Origin of the sequence: Algoriphagus terrigena DSM 22685 (assembly GCF_000429445.1) — a bacterium.
Taxonomy (GTDB): Bacteria; Bacteroidota; Bacteroidia; order Cytophagales; family Cyclobacteriaceae; genus Algoriphagus; species Algoriphagus terrigena.
Window position 1 is genome coordinate 63415 of the sequence record NZ_AUBW01000007.1, and the last position, 18009, is coordinate 81423.

Annotated in this window: 20 protein-coding genes; 11 read left to right on the forward strand and 9 right to left on the reverse strand. The window is 48.5% G+C overall.

From position 1 onward, the window contains the following. Positions 1-40 precede the first annotated feature (40 nt). Both G459_RS28895 and G459_RS0107430 read left to right on the forward strand, forming a co-directional pair. Entirely contained in the window at positions 41-910 is an 870-nt protein-coding gene (locus tag G459_RS28895) for a DUF1684 domain-containing protein (RefSeq protein ID WP_051315120.1), read from the forward strand. 104 nt (positions 911-1014) lie between these two features. Further along, entirely contained in the window at positions 1015-1434 is a 420-nt protein-coding gene (locus G459_RS0107430; protein ID WP_026967080.1) for an RrF2 family transcriptional regulator, read from the forward strand. Positions 1435-1475: 41 nt separating this feature from the next. Here the strand turns inward: G459_RS0107430 and G459_RS0107435 are convergent, their stop codons facing one another. Beyond that, entirely contained in the window at positions 1476-2504 is a 1029-nt protein-coding gene (locus G459_RS0107435; protein ID WP_026967081.1) for a sugar phosphate isomerase/epimerase family protein, read from the reverse strand. A 201-nt stretch (positions 2505-2705) separates the two neighbouring features. Between G459_RS0107435 and G459_RS0107440 the strand changes: the two genes are divergently transcribed. Then, positions 2706-3575, forward strand: coding sequence for a TraB/GumN family protein (locus G459_RS0107440; RefSeq protein ID WP_035455392.1), 870 nt, complete (start codon positions 2706-2708; stop codon positions 3573-3575). A 79-nt stretch (positions 3576-3654) separates the two neighbouring features. Here the strand turns inward: G459_RS0107440 and ggt are convergent, their stop codons facing one another. Genes ggt through G459_RS0107455 form a run of 3 tightly spaced genes read right to left on the reverse strand, consistent with a single transcriptional unit; the run spans position 3655 to position 8090 of the window. Beyond that, entirely contained in the window at positions 3655-5355 is a 1701-nt protein-coding gene (gene ggt / locus G459_RS0107445; protein ID WP_035455394.1) for a gamma-glutamyltransferase, read from the reverse strand. Next, positions 5352-7727: a S9 family peptidase gene (locus G459_RS0107450; protein WP_026967084.1), complete on the reverse strand. Its 2376-nt coding sequence runs from the start codon at positions 7725-7727 to the stop codon at positions 5352-5354. Before G459_RS0107450 ends, ggt begins: the two co-directional genes overlap by 4 nt. 27 nt (positions 7728-7754) lie before the next feature. Then, complete coding sequence (locus G459_RS0107455) at positions 7755-8090, reverse strand: histidine kinase (RefSeq protein WP_026967085.1); 336 nt, start codon at positions 8088-8090, stop codon at positions 7755-7757. A gap of 168 nt (positions 8091-8258) precedes the next feature. Here G459_RS0107455 and G459_RS30155 point away from each other — a divergent pair, with 168 nt between their 5' ends. The 3 genes from G459_RS30155 to G459_RS0107470 all read left to right on the forward strand — a co-directional run bounded on the left by G459_RS30155 (position 8259) and on the right by G459_RS0107470 (position 10239). Continuing rightward, positions 8259-8420 (forward strand): hypothetical protein, encoded by a 162-nt coding sequence (locus tag G459_RS30155; protein ID WP_169725011.1) that lies wholly within the window; start codon positions 8259-8261, stop codon positions 8418-8420. Between the two features lie 88 nt (positions 8421-8508). After that, on the forward strand, positions 8509-9153 hold the full coding sequence (locus G459_RS0107465) for a DUF7255 family protein (protein WP_026967086.1): 645 nt from the start codon (positions 8509-8511) through the stop codon (positions 9151-9153). An 87-nt stretch (positions 9154-9240) separates the two neighbouring features. After that, positions 9241-10239, forward strand: coding sequence for a quinone oxidoreductase family protein (locus G459_RS0107470; RefSeq protein ID WP_026967087.1), 999 nt, complete (start codon positions 9241-9243; stop codon positions 10237-10239). On the opposite strand, the gene G459_RS27040 is transcribed toward G459_RS0107470, so the two are convergent. Then, positions 10229-10720 carry a hypothetical protein gene (locus G459_RS27040; RefSeq protein ID WP_051315121.1) on the reverse strand — a complete coding sequence of 164 codons (492 nt, stop codon included), beginning with the start codon at positions 10718-10720 and terminating at the stop codon, positions 10229-10231. The genes G459_RS0107470 and G459_RS27040 overlap by 11 nt on opposite strands. Positions 10721-10818: 98 nt before the next feature. Continuing rightward, complete coding sequence (locus G459_RS0107480; protein WP_026967088.1) at positions 10819-11151, reverse strand: hypothetical protein; 333 nt, start codon at positions 11149-11151, stop codon at positions 10819-10821. Positions 11152-11226: 75 nt separating this feature from the next. On the opposite strand from G459_RS0107480, the gene G459_RS0107485 reads away from it, so the two are divergent. The 4 genes from G459_RS0107485 (at position 11227) to G459_RS0107500 (ending at position 14939) form a co-directional block, all read left to right on the forward strand. Beyond that, a complete protein-coding gene (locus G459_RS0107485; protein WP_026967089.1) occupies positions 11227-11964 on the forward strand; it encodes an electron transfer flavoprotein subunit beta/FixA family protein in 738 nt (245 codons plus the stop codon). A 35-nt stretch (positions 11965-11999) separates the two neighbouring features. Further along, on the forward strand, positions 12000-12968 hold the full coding sequence (locus tag G459_RS0107490) for an electron transfer flavoprotein subunit alpha/FixB family protein (RefSeq protein ID WP_026967090.1): 969 nt from the start codon (positions 12000-12002) through the stop codon (positions 12966-12968). 5 nt (positions 12969-12973) lie between these two features. Next, positions 12974-13573, forward strand: a complete 600-nt coding sequence (locus G459_RS0107495; protein WP_026967091.1) for a bifunctional nuclease family protein — start codon at positions 12974-12976, stop codon at positions 13571-13573. A gap of 82 nt (positions 13574-13655) precedes the next feature. Next, complete coding sequence (locus G459_RS0107500) at positions 13656-14939, forward strand: NupC/NupG family nucleoside CNT transporter (RefSeq protein WP_026967092.1); 1284 nt, start codon at positions 13656-13658, stop codon at positions 14937-14939. A 33-nt stretch (positions 14940-14972) separates the two neighbouring features. On the opposite strand, the gene G459_RS0107505 is transcribed toward G459_RS0107500, so the two are convergent. Together G459_RS0107505 and G459_RS0107510 are read right to left on the reverse strand one after the other, a co-directional pair. Beyond that, on the reverse strand, positions 14973-15590 hold the full coding sequence (locus tag G459_RS0107505; RefSeq protein WP_026967093.1) for a deoxynucleoside kinase: 618 nt from the start codon (positions 15588-15590) through the stop codon (positions 14973-14975). Positions 15591-15600: 10 nt separating this feature from the next. After that, positions 15601-16494 carry a 3-hydroxyacyl-CoA dehydrogenase family protein gene (locus G459_RS0107510; protein ID WP_026967094.1) on the reverse strand — a complete coding sequence of 298 codons (894 nt, stop codon included), beginning with the start codon at positions 16492-16494 and terminating at the stop codon, positions 15601-15603. 270 nt (positions 16495-16764) lie between these two features. On the opposite strand from G459_RS0107510, the gene G459_RS0107515 reads away from it, so the two are divergent. Then, a complete protein-coding gene (locus G459_RS0107515) occupies positions 16765-17601 on the forward strand; it encodes a CvfB family protein (RefSeq protein WP_026967095.1) in 837 nt (278 codons plus the stop codon). Here G459_RS0107515 and G459_RS0107520 read toward each other — a convergent pair. Continuing rightward, positions 17598-17957 (reverse strand): arsenate reductase family protein, encoded by a 360-nt coding sequence (locus G459_RS0107520; RefSeq protein ID WP_026967096.1) that lies wholly within the window; start codon positions 17955-17957, stop codon positions 17598-17600. The two genes, G459_RS0107515 and G459_RS0107520, sit on opposite strands and share 4 nt — an antisense overlap. Positions 17958-18009 lie beyond the last annotated feature (52 nt).

Below are 18009 nucleotides of genomic sequence, written 5' to 3' on the forward strand. Positions count from 1 at the left end.
AACTTTTTAGTGTTCGGTAGATTGCAGGGAAATAACGGCTATGAAACAGAAACTCATCTTACTGCTTGTATGCTTAGTCCAGGGTTCCGTCGTTCTCGGGCAGAATTCTGAGTTTGATCAATGGAAACAGGGGAGGAACGAGGAGCTTCTGGCGGAGGACGGTTGGGTCAATCTTGCAGGACTGCTTTGGATTAGCCGGGAAAATGCTTTTTTGAATCAAGTTGGGAAAGACAGTTTAGCGATTTCGACGCGGTCAAATAAACACACCATTGGAGCTTTTCAGATTGAATCTGATTCGGTTTGGTTTTCTTTTAGTCCAAAAGTGATCAAGAAAAACAAGCTACAAACAGCCGCTAAAGTCCTTCAATTTCCTGTGGAGCACTATGGCGAGGGCGGAGTTTACTTTGACCGCTGGAAGTGGACGGTGATCAATCGGGGAGGACAGTTTGCGATGAGGTTGAGAGACCTGAACCATCCGGCACTCGCAGCCTTTGAACCTATTGTGACCTACGAATATGATTCCAAGTGGAGATTGGACGCTTTTTTCGAACCCAAGTTCAATGAGTTCATCAACATCACCAACGTGATGGGACAGGTGATTGAGTGGCGGGTGATGGGTACTTTAAAGTTTGAAGTCGAGGGCCAAAAGCAGGAACTCATCACGTTGGAGGATGCGGGGAAACTCTTTGTGATCTTCTCAGATCAAACCAACGGAGAATCAACCTATCCAAGCGGACGATATATGTACGTGGCTTTTCCGGACAAAAAGGGAAATACCACGGTTGACTTCAACTATGCTTACAACCCGCCTTGCGCCTACACGGCGTTTGCGACCTGCCCGATACCACCCAAGGCAAATCGATTGGACTTTGGCATTGAGGCGGGGGAAAAAAGTCCCGAAGGGCATTGATGTCGGTTTTTTTGGTTTAGACAGAAAAAGACTAACGAGCCGGTATTTTGTATTCCTGCCCCTCTGTTTTTTTTTCGTACTTTGGTTGTCGTTAAGAAGTACATATGCTATCCAAAAGAGCCAAATACGCCATTAAAACTATACTTTTTCTACAAGATCACCCGGAACTCGTACCAGTCTCCGCCAAGCTGATATCTGAGCGTGAGCATATTCCCTACAAGTTTTTGGAAAACATTCTCAGAGATCTCAAAACCCATCAGCTAGTCAAGAGCGTCAGAGGAGCTGAGGGCGGCTATACATTGGCAAAGAATCCCGCTGAGATCAGTATTGCTCAGATCATGCGGGTAGTCGATGGCCCAATTGCCTTGATTCCTTGTATCTCGGAGCGCTTCTATGAAGCGTGTGCCGAGTGTGAGGACGAGGAAACTTGCCGAATCCGGCATTTGTTTGCAGAAGTCAGGGCAGAGATGGTTCCTATCTTAGAAAGGCCCATCACGACCCTTGCTGTAAAAAAAGAAGTCTAAAAAAGAAAACCGAGCCAGTTGCTGACTCGGTTTTCGTTGGTTTAGGCGAGTGCCTTTCTGCAAAATTCAACACACTTCTGGACTTCCTTGACGGCGTCTGAGCCTTCCGGAACTTGATATTCGAGCTCGATAGTTGCCGGGAATTTGTACTTGTTCTTTTGGATGAGTTTGAGCAGATCCGGGATCGGCGTATCGCCGGTACCCCAGGCTAGGTTGCCCTTGCCATTAGCCGGAGTCTGGCGGTCTTTGGTATGCATGCTGTAGATCCGCGCATGTTGCTTTTCGATCAGCGCAATCAGGTCAGTATTTCCGGCGGCGATGTAGTGGCCCGCATCCAAGTTTAGGCCGTTATTTGGGCTTTGCGTCAGCGCAGTATCCCAAAAGGTAAATGTCTCCTGCTCGTGACCGTGATAGCCGACGTTCATCTTATTTTGCTCACCGAGTTTTCCTAGTCGGAGGGTTTGGTCATCCTTGGAGGGGTGTTCCAAAGTCACGTGGGTGGCGCCGAGAGCCTTGGCAGCTTTCATTCCATAGGCAACTTCAGCATCAGAGTTATTGGTACCAAAGGTGCTGGGCTTGAACGCATAGATCGTCACGCCGGCGTCTTTGTACATCTTGCGTACCTGTTCAAATTTTTTCATGTCAGCTGTGGCCCTCCACGCGGCGACAGTCTTGGTGTATTCCTCAGACTGTTTCTGAAGTTCCGCCAGTTCCTTGGTTTCGTCCGCCGTCAGCGTCTCACCGCGACGTTGTTTGCCGCCCAGTTGGTAGGTTCGCATTCGGTCAAACGTCGGCTTTGGCATGCCGGCAAAGCTTTCCGCAGGATCTCCCATGAGCTCGATCGAACTCAGGCCGCTATCCACCACATATTTCAACGTGGCTTCGGCACTCTGGTCGGGCATGGATCTGAAGGAATAGGTGATGCAGCCGATTTGGACTCCGTTGATTTCCGAGTTGGGTTTATTAAAGGATTTGATCAGTGCCGGGGCACCTTGGAGCCAAGATGGCGCAAGTGCGAGTCCAGCCGCGCCAAGTATCGATTTTTGAAGAAAATCTCGTCTGTTGTTCATGGTTAAAATGGGTTGAAAGAGTACTGAGTCAAATTAGGTTTTTTATTCGTTTTTACCGCTAGTTTTGAATCAAGTCAGTTTTCGCGGGTTTGGCTGGTAGAAATTGCATGTGAGCGAACGTTCTGATTTTCTACTGCAAAAGATCTTGGCATAACTTGCCAATATTGCCTATCATTGGAAACAAACCGAAAACAAAACCAGATGAGCTCCACTTTTTCGAAGAAGGCCACAGCCACCCTCATCCTGCTGATTTCAATACTCGGAGCTTCAAAGGCACAGGACAGCTCTCTGCTCTGGAAAGTAAGCGGAAACGGACTGGACAGCAATTCTTACCTGTTTGGCACCATCCATGTGATCTGCAAGGAAGATTTCCTGATGGACGAGCGAATCCTTCGTGCATTTGACCGAAGTGAAAAATTGGTCATGGAGCTTGACATGAGCGATCCACAGCTTCAGATGAAGATTCAGGAGTTTTCGGTTAATCCTGGGATGAAGAATATTCAGTCGGATCTTCCGCCCGAAGAGGCCGCGATTATCGACTCTTTCCTTCTGCAACACTATGGTGCAGGGCTGGCGCAACTGGGAGTTTTTAAGCCGATTGTCCTGAGTTCGATGGCGTTGATGAAGACGATTCCCTGCGAAGAAATCGAAAGCTATGAGGGGTTTCTTTCGACCAAAGCCATCGAAAGTAAAAAGCCAATCATTGGGCTCGAAACGCCTGAATTCCAGATCGGTATTTTTGACCAAATACCCATAGAAACCCAACTTGATGAGCTGGTTGAGATGCTGAAAGAGGATTCAGGATCTGCAGAATTTCATAAAATGACCGAGACCTATTTGGCTGAGGATATTGAGGGACTGCATGAGGTGATGAATTCAGACGGCATGATGCAGGAATACAGCGAATTGGTACTAGACAGCCGAAACAAAGCTTGGATTTCAATCCTCGAAGAGGAGATGAAGTCCCAAAAACTCTTCATAGCCGTAGGAGCAGGGCATCTGGGCGGTGAAAATGGTGTGATTTCGCTGCTTCGGAATGCTGGGTATCGGGTCGAGCCGATCAAAAAATAGTATCTTTTCTCCGAAAGATTTCTAGAAATGCTGGGTGCGAACGACGATTGAATTGTGATCGCATCCAGCATTTTTTTTGTTAAAAACCGGCAGCTTTGTCATCGCCTCTCGGATCAGCTCCGCCTTCCAGCTTGCCGTTTGGCAATACCAGAATAGCATCAACCTTGCCGATCACGGGGCTGTTGGCTTCGTTGATCAGGTAGCCGCGTGACTTCAGGGTTTGAATCAAGGCTGAGTCAAAGGAACCAGGCTCGAAATTGACCAAATCAGGGAGCCACTGATGGTGGAAGCGTGGGGATTCTACCGCCTGCTGCATTCCCATTCCGAATTCGGAAACGTTTAGGATTGTCTGAAGCACCGAGGTGATGATGGTCGATCCACCTGGAGTTCCGACGACCATCCAGAGTTTTCCTCCCTTTTCCACGATAGTCGGCGTCATAGCGCTGAGCATCCGCTTGCCGGGAGCGATGCTGTTGGCCTCCGCGCCAGTTAACCCAAACATATTTGGAGTTCCGGGCTTAGCGCTGAAGTCGTCCATCTCATTGTTCATGAAAAACCCGAGCTCGTCGATAAAGACCTTGGAGCCGTAGCCGCCATTGATCGTCGTGGTAAGCGAGACAGCATTGCCTTCCGCATCCACGATGGAGAAGTGCGTCGTCTCCATGCTCTCTGAGAAAGCAAATTCTCCTTTTGCAATGTCCTCGGATTTGGTCGCTTTTTCAGGATTGAATGATGCCATCCTCGACTTGAGGTACTCATCATCAAGTAATTGATCAACAGGTATTTTTACAAAATCAGGATCTCCAAGATAATAGTTGCGGTCGGCGTAGGCTCTTCGCTCTGCTTCCACCAACACCTGGATGTATTCCGGCGAATGATGTCCCATCTTTTCCAAATCGAAGGGCTCGATCATCTTGAGAATTTGGGCAAGCGTCATTCCTCCAGAGCTGGGTGGTGCCATGGAAATAATATTCAAATCCTGATAGGGAAAGACGACCGGATCTCTCCATTTTGCCTCGTACCCGGCCAGATCTTCTTCGGTGATGATACCGCCTCTGTCCTGCATGTGTTTCGCTAGGATTTTGGCGGTTTCACCCGTATAGAATTCGTCCCGGCCGTTTTTGGCGATCCGCTCCAGGGTGGCGGCGAGGATTGGGATTTTGAGCGTGTCGCCAGATTTGATATCCTGATTGAAAAAGGTCTCCGCTCCATTGACTTCGACCAAGGTATTGCGAACCCTCTGGAGTCTCTCCGCCTGATTTGGTGTGACTACAAATCCGTTTCTGGCAAGATTGATGACCGGCTGAAGAATTTCCGCTATGCTGAGTTTCCCGAATTTAGCCTGCGCCTCAAATAGTCCTGCGATGGTGCCGGGAACGCCGGAAGCCAATATTCCTTTGGTGCTCAGGTTGGACAAAAACTCTCCATTTTCATCGAGGTACATGTCTTTGGTGGCGGCGAGCGGCGCTTTTTCCCGGAAATCAATCGAACCTACAGACCCGTCAGCCATCCGATAGACCATAAAGCCCCCGCCACCGAGGTTGCCCGCAAATGGAAAAGTCACCGCCAAGGCCAGCTCAGTCGCCATCATGGCATCGAAGGCGTTTCCTCCTTTTTTCAGGATGTCAAGTCCGATCTGCGAAGCTTCCTCCCGGGCGGAGACGACCATTGCCTTTTCTGCAATAAGTCCCAGCTTGGCTTCGGATGTTATTGGCTTTTTTGCACAGGAGAAAACCAAGAAAACACCTGCCAGTAGGACGATTGCGCTTCTGAACCTCATTGTTTTTTGTTCAAAAGGGTAGAATTAAACAGCTTCAAGATGCGCTTGTACTCGTCAGTCCAGCTGCTAGGCTCCACAAATCCGTGGTCTTCGACCGGATAGACGGCCATTTCCCAATTGTCTTTGCCGAGTTCGATCAAGCGCTGGGAAAGGCGCACCACATCTTGGAAATGTACGTTGACGTCCAGCATCCCATGGGCGATCAGTAGATTTCCCTGCAGACCTTCCGCAAAATAGATCGGAGAGGAGCGGCGATAGGCGATCGGGTCTTCCTCCGGGGTGTTCAGGATATTGGCAGTGTAGCCGTGATTGTAGTGAGCCCAATCGGTCACCGAACGGAGTGCGCCTCCGGAAGTGAAGATGTCTCCGTGATTGAACAAGGCCATCAAGGTGATGAATCCGCCGTAGCTGCCGCCGTAGATCCCGATTTTGCCGGTCTCAACGCCGTGCTCAGCCATGAGAAATTTAGCGCCATCGACTTGGTCAGAGAGATCTTTGCCACCCATGTGGCGATAGATGCCCGTTCTCCAATCGCGACCGTAGCCAGCCGAAGCGCGGTAGTCGATGTCCAAAACGGTGTATCCAAGGTCGGTCAGCAGGTTGTGAAACATGTACTCACGGAAGTAGCTGCTCCACCATTTGTGGACGTTTTGGAGGTAACCGGCGCCGTGGACGAAGATGACAGCGGCACCGTTTTTCTTGGAGGCTTCCGGGAGATACAATCTCGCCGGAACTTGCGCTCCGTCTTGCGCGGTGAACCGTACGATCTGTGGATCCCGCCAGTTGTAGGCTTTGAATTCGGCGCTTTGACCGGAGGTTAATTTTTCTGCGACAGATCCGGCTTTGTTGTCCTGAACGTAAAGTTCCGCCGGAATATTGCTGTAGGAGTAGATGATGGCGAGTTTCTTCTCGTCTGGAGAAAGCGTCACCTCATTGTTTCCGGTCATTGTGGTGAGTTTTTCCATCGCTCCACCCAGCACAGGCATCTTATAGAAATGTCTTTCGCCCGGATCAACCTCTGACGTGGTCAGATACCAAGACTTTTTGTCTTTCGATAGAAAAGGACTGAAAACCTCGTACTTGCCGGAAGTGAGGGCTTTTTTCTCACCGCTCGTTACATTCAAAAGGTACAGATGAGAATAGCCGCTCTCCTCTGACTGGAAATAGATGTGCTGGTTGTCCGGCAACCAACCGAAGGTGCCACCACCAAATCCACCACCGACGCCGGGTCCTCCGATCCAGGCTTCGTCTCGCTGACGATCCAGGGTTTTGAGTTCTCCGGTCTCCAGATTCACTTCGGTTATCCATCGGTCTTTGTTGTCAAATGCTCTGGCTTGGATGATCGCATGCTTACCATCGGGCGAAAAAGCCGGGCTGGAAAGCGTCACGGCGCGCTCTTTTTCTTCCCATGTTTTTTCTGGATAATCTTTTACATAGTCCGGCAAATCCTTGATTCCCGGCAGATTTGAGATGCCGACGAAGTAGACGGAGTCACGGGTGAGATCGTATATGCCAATTTCCACTTTTGTAGGAGTGTTTCCGACCTTTGATCTCGTCTTGAGATTCTCGGTGTATCCGGAAGCATCGACGTAGTTGGGAACGCCGGTGTCCTTGTTGGTCGACGGAGTGAAAACAGAGAAAGTCGCAAATTTTTCGTCTGGAGAAAGCTGGAGATTTGTCAGGTTTTTGCCTTGTGTATAATAGACAAACTCCCCCGCATCCTCGCGGATGGATTCTCGATAGGCCTTGGATTTCTCCTGAGCTTCTTTTCGCTCGCGGACTACGCCAAGCAAAGCCAGGTTTTCGGCTTCGACAAAGCCCGCCTTCGCATCTGCGGAATTAGCTCCGGCAGCCGCTGGTTTGGAGCCGTTGGAGATGCTGGTGACCTTAGTGATCCCTTTAGTGGAGCGATCAAGGACGTAGATATTTCCCCCGGAATTGAAGGAAATCCTGTTTTCATTTGCCAGAAATCGCAGATTGGTTACGGGCTCGGACCATTCCAAGAGGGTAGAGGTGGTCTTTTTCTTTTGCTCCTCCAGCAAGATCGCATTGTCCTTGCGGTAGATTCTCAGGCTTTGATCCGAGTTGAAGGCTGACTGCGGTTTTGAAAGCGATTTTTCTTCCGCCCAATGGACTTTTGAGATCTGAGTGGGGTTTGAGAGATCAATCTTGTACAGTGAATCAACCGGATCTTTTTCCAGATTATACTTGAAAAAAATCTGTTTGCTGTCCTCGCTCCACTCAGGGGAGGAAGGAAAGACGCCCATCCACTTGGGATCTCGCATGATGTAATCGACGGTGAGAGGAGTTTGGGCCGTAGCTTCTGTCAGTAGGAATAGCAGAACCGGCAGTAGAAGTAGTTTTCTCTGCATGAGTTAGGGATAGGTGGTTTATGAAATTTAGTTTAGTTCCGAAACGAACTTTGTCAATTCGGTTTCGATGATCCTGATCTGCTCTTGGAGTAAATCATTGAGCGGTCCAGACGTCTCCAGATTGGCCTCGATCTCTTCGAGGGTTTTTCTGGTTTTGATCGCGCCGATATAGCTCATACTTGGCTTGGCTTTGTGACAGCGTTTTTTGATCGTGACAAAGTCCTCCCCCTGATACAATACCGTCAACTCTTTCAAATCTTTGATATTGGTGTCCAAGATTATTTGGATCATTTCCCGGATCATATCTGGATCATCGTCTCCAAAATACTGATAAATGGACTGCTCACTGATGAGTTGGTACATGTGCGGAAAAACGAGGGTGTAAACTGATAAAAATCGATGTTTGGTGTCGACGAGTTAAAATAGAAAACATTTTTCAAAAAGTCTTATTTCCCGTCCATGAGTTTTATTTTTGGGCTTCCAAATCACCTCAATCTGTAATTTTGCTCCAAAATCCTGGAATTTAAGATCATGACCAAAAGCAAGAAAATTTTCCTTACTCTATTTGTCATCTTCATGTTGATTATGCTTTGGATCGGCTATGACATCTCCAGAAGGACAACTTTCCCCGGATCCAAAGGCAACCTCAAGGAACGGATATCCACGGATACGGAGACAGAAAAGAAACAGTGAGATCATCGATATCATTGTCAAGTGGGCTAATAGTTGTCCACTCGCCACTGGGGCTATTTTTTAGAGATTCTCAAGGAAAAATCAACACATGGAACACCTGATGACAAGGCAACTCGACCGGATTTTGAAAGAAGGTGGAGCCGAATATGATTGGCAGACAGAGCTCGACGTCAATCCAAAATTCCTCGATCTGAAAGGAAAAGCCTGGCTCAAGGAGACCATCGATGAGCTGGGAGGAAAAGGAACGCTTCCTTTGCTGGAGAAACTGAAGTTTGATTTCAAACTCGGTCGAACGCTGATCATCTGGGACGACGAGCTGCATTTCAACCGATATCGGCTGACGACGTTTCGGTCAGAGTTGTATTCCGAATGGACATTTTCTTTTGCAGAGGGTCATAAACGGCTCTGCCGCACCTATGAAAAGGAGTGCTTGAAAGGAGGCTTGCAACATCGGATTTGGATCGGCCCGCCCGTTGCAAAAAGCATCTTCGGCGAGGCCTCGGAGTCGGGAGACCTTACCGGAAATGGTGCGATTGGTTGGAAGTTACTCGCTTACAATGATGTGCAGTATGACCTCCAGACTCGGATTCACGGATACAAACTGATCCGCCTTTCGCCTTATGAGACACTTATGACCGGCGGCTCTCTGAAGCGGCTGGATCAACTTTTGGTCAATCCCAATGAGGAGCAGCGAGCGATGCTCTACAATTGGCTGAAAAGGAAGATTGGTTAATTTAGCCTGGAAAGCCGCCAGTTGGAAGGTGATACAACGAAGCGGAAAAGTAATAGGAAGTAGCATCGTCCATCAGACAATAATCTTATGAAAGCAATCGTACTTCAGCGTAACCTTGACTCAAAGATAGAATTGGTATCCATGCCTGATCCTGAGCTGATGCCGGGAGAAGCGCTGGTCCGGATCAAAGCCGCCGCGCTCAATCACCGGGATGAGTGGTGCCGCCAGGGACTTTATCCCAATCTTTCCGATGGCGTGGTGTTGGGCTCAGATGGTGCCGGAGTGGTGGAGAAAGTCTGTGACGAAAGCAATTCGGCTTGGATCGGGAAAGAGGTAATCATCAATCCGGCGATGTTTTGGGGCGAGGATCAAAGAGCCCAATCCAAGGATTTTAAGATATTGGGAATGCCGCGAAACGGCACTTTTGGAGAATACATCGCCATCCCTGTCGACCGATTGCATCATAAACCTGAACATTTGACCTGGGAGGAGGCTGCAGCTTTGCCTTTGGCGGGTTTGACTGCTTTTCGTGCGTTGACCTACCAAGGACAGGCGAAGGCCGGCGATCAGGTGCTCGTGACGGGAATCGGAGGAGGTGTGGCGCAGTTTGCCGCCCAGTATGCAAAGGCCCTGGGAGTGACACTCTCAGTCAGCAGCAGCCGAAGCGCAAAACTTGAGAAAGCAAAAGCCCTTGGAGCGGACTTCGGCTTCAACTACCTCGAACCTGACTGGATTGAGCAAGCGCTGCAAGCCGCGGGCGGATTTGACGTGATCATTGACGGTGCGGCGGGAGATGCGATTAATAATTTGATCCATGTCTGCAAACCCGGTGGACGAATCGTGCTATACGGAGCGACCATGGGAATTCCCAATAAATTGGAAGCGAGAAAGGTCTATTGGAATCAGCTGAAAATCATGGGTTCCACCATGGGGTCGGATCGGGATTTTCGCCAGATGGTTGCTTTTGTAGAAGAGAAAGGGATCCGCCCTGAGCTCGATCAAATCTTCAGCTTGGAAGAAGCCGAAAAGGCATTTGAAAAGATGAAGGCGGGGGATCAGTTTGGGAAAATTGTCTTCAAACTTTGACTTCCTCGTAGGTTTCTTTGAATTCCTTCCTCGCCACGCGATAGATCTCACTTTTGTCGACCGGCGCGACCAAAAAGTCTCCCGGCTTGACGACGATCGATTCTTTCCAAGGAGCTTGAAACTCCATAATCTCTGCTGCTCCGAATTTTTCAAAATCCATCGCTGAGATATTGTATGCGTATATTTCTCCCACCGGGCGGTAGCATCCCCAGCCGTCGCCGAGCGAGTGCAGCAGGATGTATTTTTTCTCAAATGTGTCGGCTTTGATCAGATAGCTCTCTTTGGCCGAGGTTTGGTTTTCCACCAGCCAGTCTCCCGGTCCAGCGGTGTTTTTGGTTTCGATTCCATCACTGGTGACGGTGACGACTTCCAAGCCTGGCTTTGCCTTTTTTGCACGGATCAGACTCTTTTTCTTATAATGCTTTCCCTGCGTCTGCATCAGTGGCAAAAAGTAGTCAAGCATTTCTAACTGGGTGATCATGGGCGAAATCGGTTCAGCTTTTTTGGAGTTTTCAAGTTAGGAAATTGATTGCCAATTCATTCAGGTCAAAGACAAAATCCATTACCTTTTTGATCTACTCAATCCAGATCATGCTCGAAGAGAAAGTTCTGATAAGCATTCTTAAGCTCTTTCAGGGTCTTTTCCTCGGTCAGATCAAGAGCCAGAGCGATGCCTTTTTCAAATAGCAAGCGAGCTTTCTGAATTTGACTCAGGGCCTCAAAAAAATGTGCAGCTGGAAAATAGACCGCCAAATAATCCGGGTGGTGTTCCAAAATAAAATCAAAGAGCTGCTCAGCCTCATCGGCGTCCTTTTCCCGAAGTTCCAGAGCCAAAGCGTAATAGTTGAAGGGGTTCTCTGGTTCTTCCTCTATAAAGGTCCGCAGTAACTGCAGCCTGTCCAAATTGCCCATTGAATAGTTTTTTTAATTAGCGGTTGCCTGTTATTTTCACGCAAAATAAATCTAAAATAATCTAACTCTAAACCAATGAAGATTCTTGTTTGTATCACGCACGTGCCGGACACGACTTCCAAGATTCAGTTCACTGCCAACAATACCAAGTTTGATACCACAGGAGTTCAGTTTATCATCGGGCCATATGATGATTATGCGTTGGCTCGGGCGGTAGAGTTGAGAGATCAGACGGGTGGCACCTTGACTGCCTTGAATGTGGGAGAAGCTGAGACGGAACCAACCCTTCGCAAGTCACTCGCGATCGGCGCCGATGACGCGATTCGCGTCAATTCCTTTCCAAAGGATTCATTTTTCGTAGCCAAGCAGATTGCCCATTACGCCAAGGAAGGTGGATACGACTTGATCCTGATGGGTCGGGAGTCGATAGATTTCAACGGTGGGATGGTTCACGGCATGGTCGGTGAATTGCTCGGTATGCCGTCATTTTCTCCGGTGATGAAGCTGGAGGTGGACGGCACCACGGTGAAGATGGCAAGAGAAATCGAAGGCGGAAAAGAACAGCTGGAAGCTCAACTGCCACTGATCGCAGGATGCCAAGAGCCGATTGCTGAGTGGAAAATCCCGAATATGAGAGGCATCATGTCCGCCCGCACCAAGCCCCTGAAAGTGGTAGAACCAGTCAGTCAGGAAACTCAGGCTGAGGCTACAAGTTTCCAACTTCCGCCAGCCAAAGGCTCGGTAAAACTGATCGACAAAGACAATGTCGCGGAGCTGGTGAAGTTGCTCAAAAACGAAGCAAAAGTACTTTAATAGATTTTTTATAAATTATTATAAATCAAGATATTATGTCAATTTTAGTATATATAGAGCAGGCCGAGGGAAAAGTAAAAAAGACCAGCCTTGAGGCGGTTTCTTTTGCGGCAGCCCTCTCAGCTCAGACCGGTGAAGGGGAAGTGATCGCAGTGGCTTTGGGGACGGTGGATAGTTCCGAATTAACAGCTGTAGGTAAGGCAGGAGCGGCTAAAGTATTGCATGCCGATGACGCCAGACTGACCGCTGGAGTGATTCAAGCTCATGCGGCTGCAGTGGCGCAGGCTTTTGCATCTGTGGGTGCGAAGACTCTGGTATTGGCCAAGTCGTCTCTTGGTGACGCCGTAGCGGCGAGACTTGCGATCAAGTTGAACGCGGGCCTGGTGTCCAATGTGGTGGAACTTCCAAACACTTCCGGCGGATATCTGGTAAAACGAAGTATCTATACAGGCAAGGCTTTTGCCGAATCCTCCATTACTACTGAAAACAAAATCCTGGCTGTGAAGAAAAATGCCGTAGATCTCAAAACCGATGGCGCAGATGCCGCAGTGGAGAAGATCTCGGTGAATCTGTCAGATTCTGATTTTGCATCCAAAATTACGTCTACCGACAGAGCAACCGGCGAAATACTGCTTCCTGAGGCTGATATCGTGGTATCTGGTGGCAGAGGTCTGAAAGGCCCGGAAAACTGGGGAATGCTTGAAGACCTCGCCAAGGTGTTGGGAGCGGCCACGGGTTGCTCCAAACCGGTATCGGATATCGGATGGCGACCACACCATGAGCACGTAGGACAAACCGGTGTAAAAGTTGCCCCTAGTTTATACATTGCCATAGGAATTTCAGGAGCGATTCAACATCTTGCGGGAGTTAACTCCTCGAAATGTATCGTGGTAATCAACAAAGATCCCGAGGCGCCATTTTTCAAAGCCGCAGACTATGGGATTGTTGGAGATGCTTTTGAGGTAGTACCCAAGCTAACAGAGGCACTAAAAGCTGAACTTTAATTTTTGTGGAAAAACTCGTAGAACTGGAGATTTTGGGGCTTTCGTCCAATCATTCCCAATCGGGGTCGTTTACCCTGGTCATGGGACAAGTGGAGGGGAGTAGGAGATTGCCTATCGTCATTGGGATGTTTGAAGCTCAGGCGATAGCGATTGAGATTGAAAAAATCATCCCAAACCGGCCGATGACCCACGATTTATTCAAATCATTTTCTGACAGTTTCAAGTTCGAAATTGAAAAGATTGTCATCTCGGATATGAAAGAGGGGGTTTTCTATGCCAAAATCCATTGTAAAAACAGTGCCACACTGGTAGAAATTGACAGCAGACCTTCAGACGCGATCGCGATCGCAGTCAGGTTTGCAGCTCCGATATTCTGCGCCGAGAAAGTGATGTCAGAGGCTGCGATTGAATTCACAGAAGAAGACAAAAAACTGGAGAGCAAAAAGGAAATCGACGCGCCACCTCAGAAGGCAAGTCCGAAAAAGGAGGGATCTCTAAAAGATTTCAGCCTGGACAAGCTCAATCAGCTGCTGGAAAAAGCCATCAACAACGAAGATTACGAAAGAGCCGCCCGGATACGGGATGAAATAAACAAGAGAAATTGAAATCACAGCCCCAATGAGAATTTGGGGCTTTTTTCTTGCCCTGCTTTGGCCTATTTTTAGCCCCGAATCTTAATTCAATTGCATGGAATATCTGAGAGGGGTCCTTGGGCTTGCGGTCATTGTACTGATAGCTTACCTTTTTTCTAACAATAAGCGAAAAATTGACTGGCGGCTTGTAGCAATTGGAATCTTACTTCAACTCGTTTTTGGCTTCCTGATTACCAAGGTGGAATTCGTCCGATTGGGCTTTGAGTTACTCTCGGAGGGTTTTGTCAAATTTTTGAGTTTCAGCGAGGCTGGAGCGACGTTCATCTTTGGAGATCTGGCCGGTAACACATTTGGATTCATCTTCGCGTTCAAGGTCCTGCCCACGATCATCTTCTTTTCTACGGTCTCGGCAGGCCTATACTACCTCGGTATTTTGCAAAAAATAGTATTTGGGATCGCTTGGGTCATGGCGCGCACCATGCGGCTGTCCGGCCCTGAATCCCTTTCTGCTGCCGGAAACATCTTTTTAGGGCAGACAGAGGCGCCCTTGCTCGTGAGACCGTTTATTCCCACGATGAGCAAATCCGAACTGATGTGCCTGATGACCGGTGGCATGGCGACGATTGCAGGTGGTGTCTTGGCGGGTTACGTTGCTTTTCTCGGCGGAGACAGCCTGGAGGAGCAAAGCAAGTTTGCCGCCTATCTCTTGGGAGCAAGTATCATGAATGCTCCCGCGGCAATTGTACTGTCAAAGATATTTGTCCCTGAGACCGAAAAGGAGATCGTGCAGGACAAGCTGGAAGTGAACAAGGAAGCAATGGGAGTCAACCTGATTGACGCGATGTCGATCGGCGCGGCCGAAGGACTGAAATTGGCTCTCAATGTAGGCGGGATGCTGTTGGCTTTTATCGCAGTCATCGCGGCAATCAACTACGGCTTGAGCGGTCTGATTGGAGAATACACCGGGTTGAATGCGTTTGTACAGCGCTCGACTAATGGGCAGTTTGACGGCTTTTCCCTCGAATACATCTTTGGTCAGGTTTTTCGGGTTTTTGCCTGGGTGGTAGGGGTAGATTGGGTGGATACGCTGCAGGTGGGAAGCTTGCTGGGACAAAAGACTGTGATCAATGAATTTGTCGCTTACCTCAGCCTGGCTGAAATGAAAGAGGCGGGTTCCCTTTCACCGAAATCCATCGTCATTGCCACGTATGCACTTTGTGGCTTCTCCAACTTCAGCTCAATTGCCATCCAGCTTGGAGGCATCTCCATCATCGCTCCAAACCAGCAAGGAAACTTGAGCCGACTAGGATTTCTGGCCTTGGCAGCATCCTCTTTGGCATGCCTGATGACGGCAACGGTGGCTGGAATTCTTTTTTAACCCCAAGCAGAAAAAGTCAAAAAACGGAAAGAGTTAGGAAAATAATCCGAACATCTCTCGCTCGATCTTTTCCACGATAAAGGAAAAATCCTCAGGTTTTTCGACAAAATCCAGATCGTTGACATCCACGATCAGCAGTTTGCCTTCTTTATATCCTGCGATCCACTCCTCGTAGTGGGAATTAAGATTTTTGAGGTAATCGATCCGCATGGCCGTCTCATAGGATCTGCCTCGCTTTTCGATCTGTCCGACGAGTTTTGGGATGTCTGCCTTGAGGTAAATAAGCAGGTCCGGCGCTTTGATGTGGGTGATCATGGAGTCGAAAAGACTTCTGTAATTGAAGTAGTCCCGCTCTGTCATGAGCTTGCTCTTATAAAGATTGGCTGCAAAGATGTAGGCATCTTCATAGATCGTTCGATCCTGAATCGTCGAAACAGAACTTGCTTGGATCTTTTGAACCTGATTGAATCTGGAATTCAGGAAATAAACCTGAAGATGAAAAGCCCAGCGCTTCATGTCTTCATAGAAGTCAGCCAGGTAGGGATTTTGATCTACCGATTCAAATTCAGCCTTCCAACCATAGTGCTTGGCGAGCTTCTCTGTGAGCGTGGTCTTCCCACTGCCGATATTTCCGGATACTGCTAGATGCATGGGGTTTGGATTAACGTCTGGAAAACCGTGGTGAAACGATCAAATCTTTGCTTCCCGCTGTGTAGCGATAGAACCCTTCTCCGGTCTTGACGCCTTTGAATCCGGCTTCTACCATATTCACCAACAGTGGGCAGGGAGCATACTTTGGATTCCCAAAGCCGTCCTGAAGAACCCGGAGGATGGACAGACAGACATCCAACCCAATAAAATCCGCCAGCTGGAGCGGCCCCATCGGATGGGCCATGCCGAGCTTCATGACGATGTCAATCTCCTCTATTCCAGCCACTCCTTCGTAGAGGCTATAGATGGCCTCATTGATCATCGGCATTAGGATTCGGTTCGCTACGAAGCCGGGGTAATCGTTGACTTCCACCGGATCTTTGGAGAGATTTCGTGAGAGAGCCATCACCGTTTGGGTGACTTCGTCGGACGTGGAGTATCCGCGGATCACTTCCACCAATCGCATCACAGGCACAGGATTCATGAAGTGCATGCCAATGACCTGCTCCGGCCGCTTGGTCACTGAAGCGATCTTGGTGATAGAGATCGAGGAAGTGTTGGTCGCGAGGATCGCATTAGCTGGAGAAAATTGATCTAACTGACGGAAGATGTCCAACTTCAGGTTCAGGTTTTCAGTAGCTGCTTCGATGACCAAGTCCGCTTTTTTAACACCCTCCTCCAAGCTGGAAAAAGTGGAAATTCTGCCCATAGCGGCATCTTTTTCGGCTGGAGTCAACGTTCCTTTTGCCACTTGGCGATCCATGTTTTTCGAGATCGTCGCCAGAGATTTTTCGAGATACTCGTCCTTGATATCGATGAGCGAGACATCATAGCCGTTTTGTGCAAAAACGTGCGCGATGCCGTTACCCATGGTGCCGGAGCCGATGACTGAGATTGATTTCATAATTCGATGAATACGAGTGAAAAGCGTTATGATTTGGGTTTTGTCCCGTTGGTAGGGCGGATTGATCTTTTCAAAACTAAGTTTAACCCATCCCAATTCCAATTTTAGACAGCCGCTTTCCTGAATTCATCGCATGAAAAAAGCCGCCGCCTCAACACTATTAATCCCTACCTTTGAACTACGAAACCGAGGATGATACAATCGATTCAGCGAATTAAATTTTAACCATCTGAAGTCTCATATAGCAGTTAAAAAGGAAATTAGAGTCATATGAAAGAACTTGGTCAAGTCAGCAAACTGTCTATCAATCGTTTTACTGATTATGGGGCTTACCTCGCACTGAGCGACGGAGGAGAAGTCCTGCTGCCGAAAGGCTATCTGAAAGGAGAGGAGAGAGAAGGGGACATCGTCGAGGTGTTCGTATATACCGACAGCGAAGACCGACCGGTCGCTGTGACACAGAAGCCACTGATATTTTTGGATGAGTTTGCCGTACTGGAAGCCAAGGAAGTGACCAAGTTTGGGGCGTTTATGGACTGGGGGCTTCCCAAGGATCTTTTTGTCCCCAATTCAGAGATGGCCAAACCCATGACTCCGGGTGAGAAATACCTGATCCGGCTATGTGTCGACTTTAAGTCAACCCGTCTTATTGGTGTATCCAAGTACCGCGAGTTTATGTATCCCGCGCCCAAGGACTATGAGCCGGGCAATGAAGTAGAAGGACAGATCTTTGAGAAAACTGAGTTGGGATACAAGGTTCTCCTCGAGGACAGATATGAGGGCTTGATCTATGCCAATGAGGTTTTTCAGCCCTTGGAGATCGGATCGGTTCGGAAGCTTTGGGTGAAAAAACGACGTGAAGACGGCAAGTTAGACCTCCAGCTTTTACCGACTGGTAGAGTCAAGTACGACGAAGGCTCCGAGAAAATCCTAGCCATTCTGGAGAAAAAGGGCTTTTTGCCACTTCACGACAAGTCTGATCCTGCCGAAATTCAGCAACAACTGGGCATGTCCAAAAAGCACTTCAAGCAGTGTATTGGACAGTTGTTCAGAGCCAGAGTGATCACTCTCGCAGCAGATGGAGTATACCTCAACAAGGAAGACTAGTCGAGCTTGAGGATGTCGCTGGGGGTTCTGCAGAGGATTGCTTTGTTTTTGAAGATTGCAATCGGGCTCTTGATCAGGTGGGGAAACCTTACCAGGATATTAAGCCAGCCCTCGTCATCCCAGTCTTTTCCGGCGATTTGGTTTTGATAATCGGGATGCGATCTGTTCAGTAAATCTTTGGCTCTCAGATCCAACTTGCGTAGAATTTGATCCCATTGTGTAGCGGTAATGGGCTCATTGATCACATCGATCTCGTTGACAAACTTTGTCAGCGTCTTAGCGTAGGCCTTGGTTTGCTTGTCTATCGGCTGAGCCGAGCTGTGATAGAAGTACATTTCAGAAGGATGAAGTCTCATGGCGATAGGGTTTAGTGAACAATAAGATAACGAATTAATCTAAATAATTGAA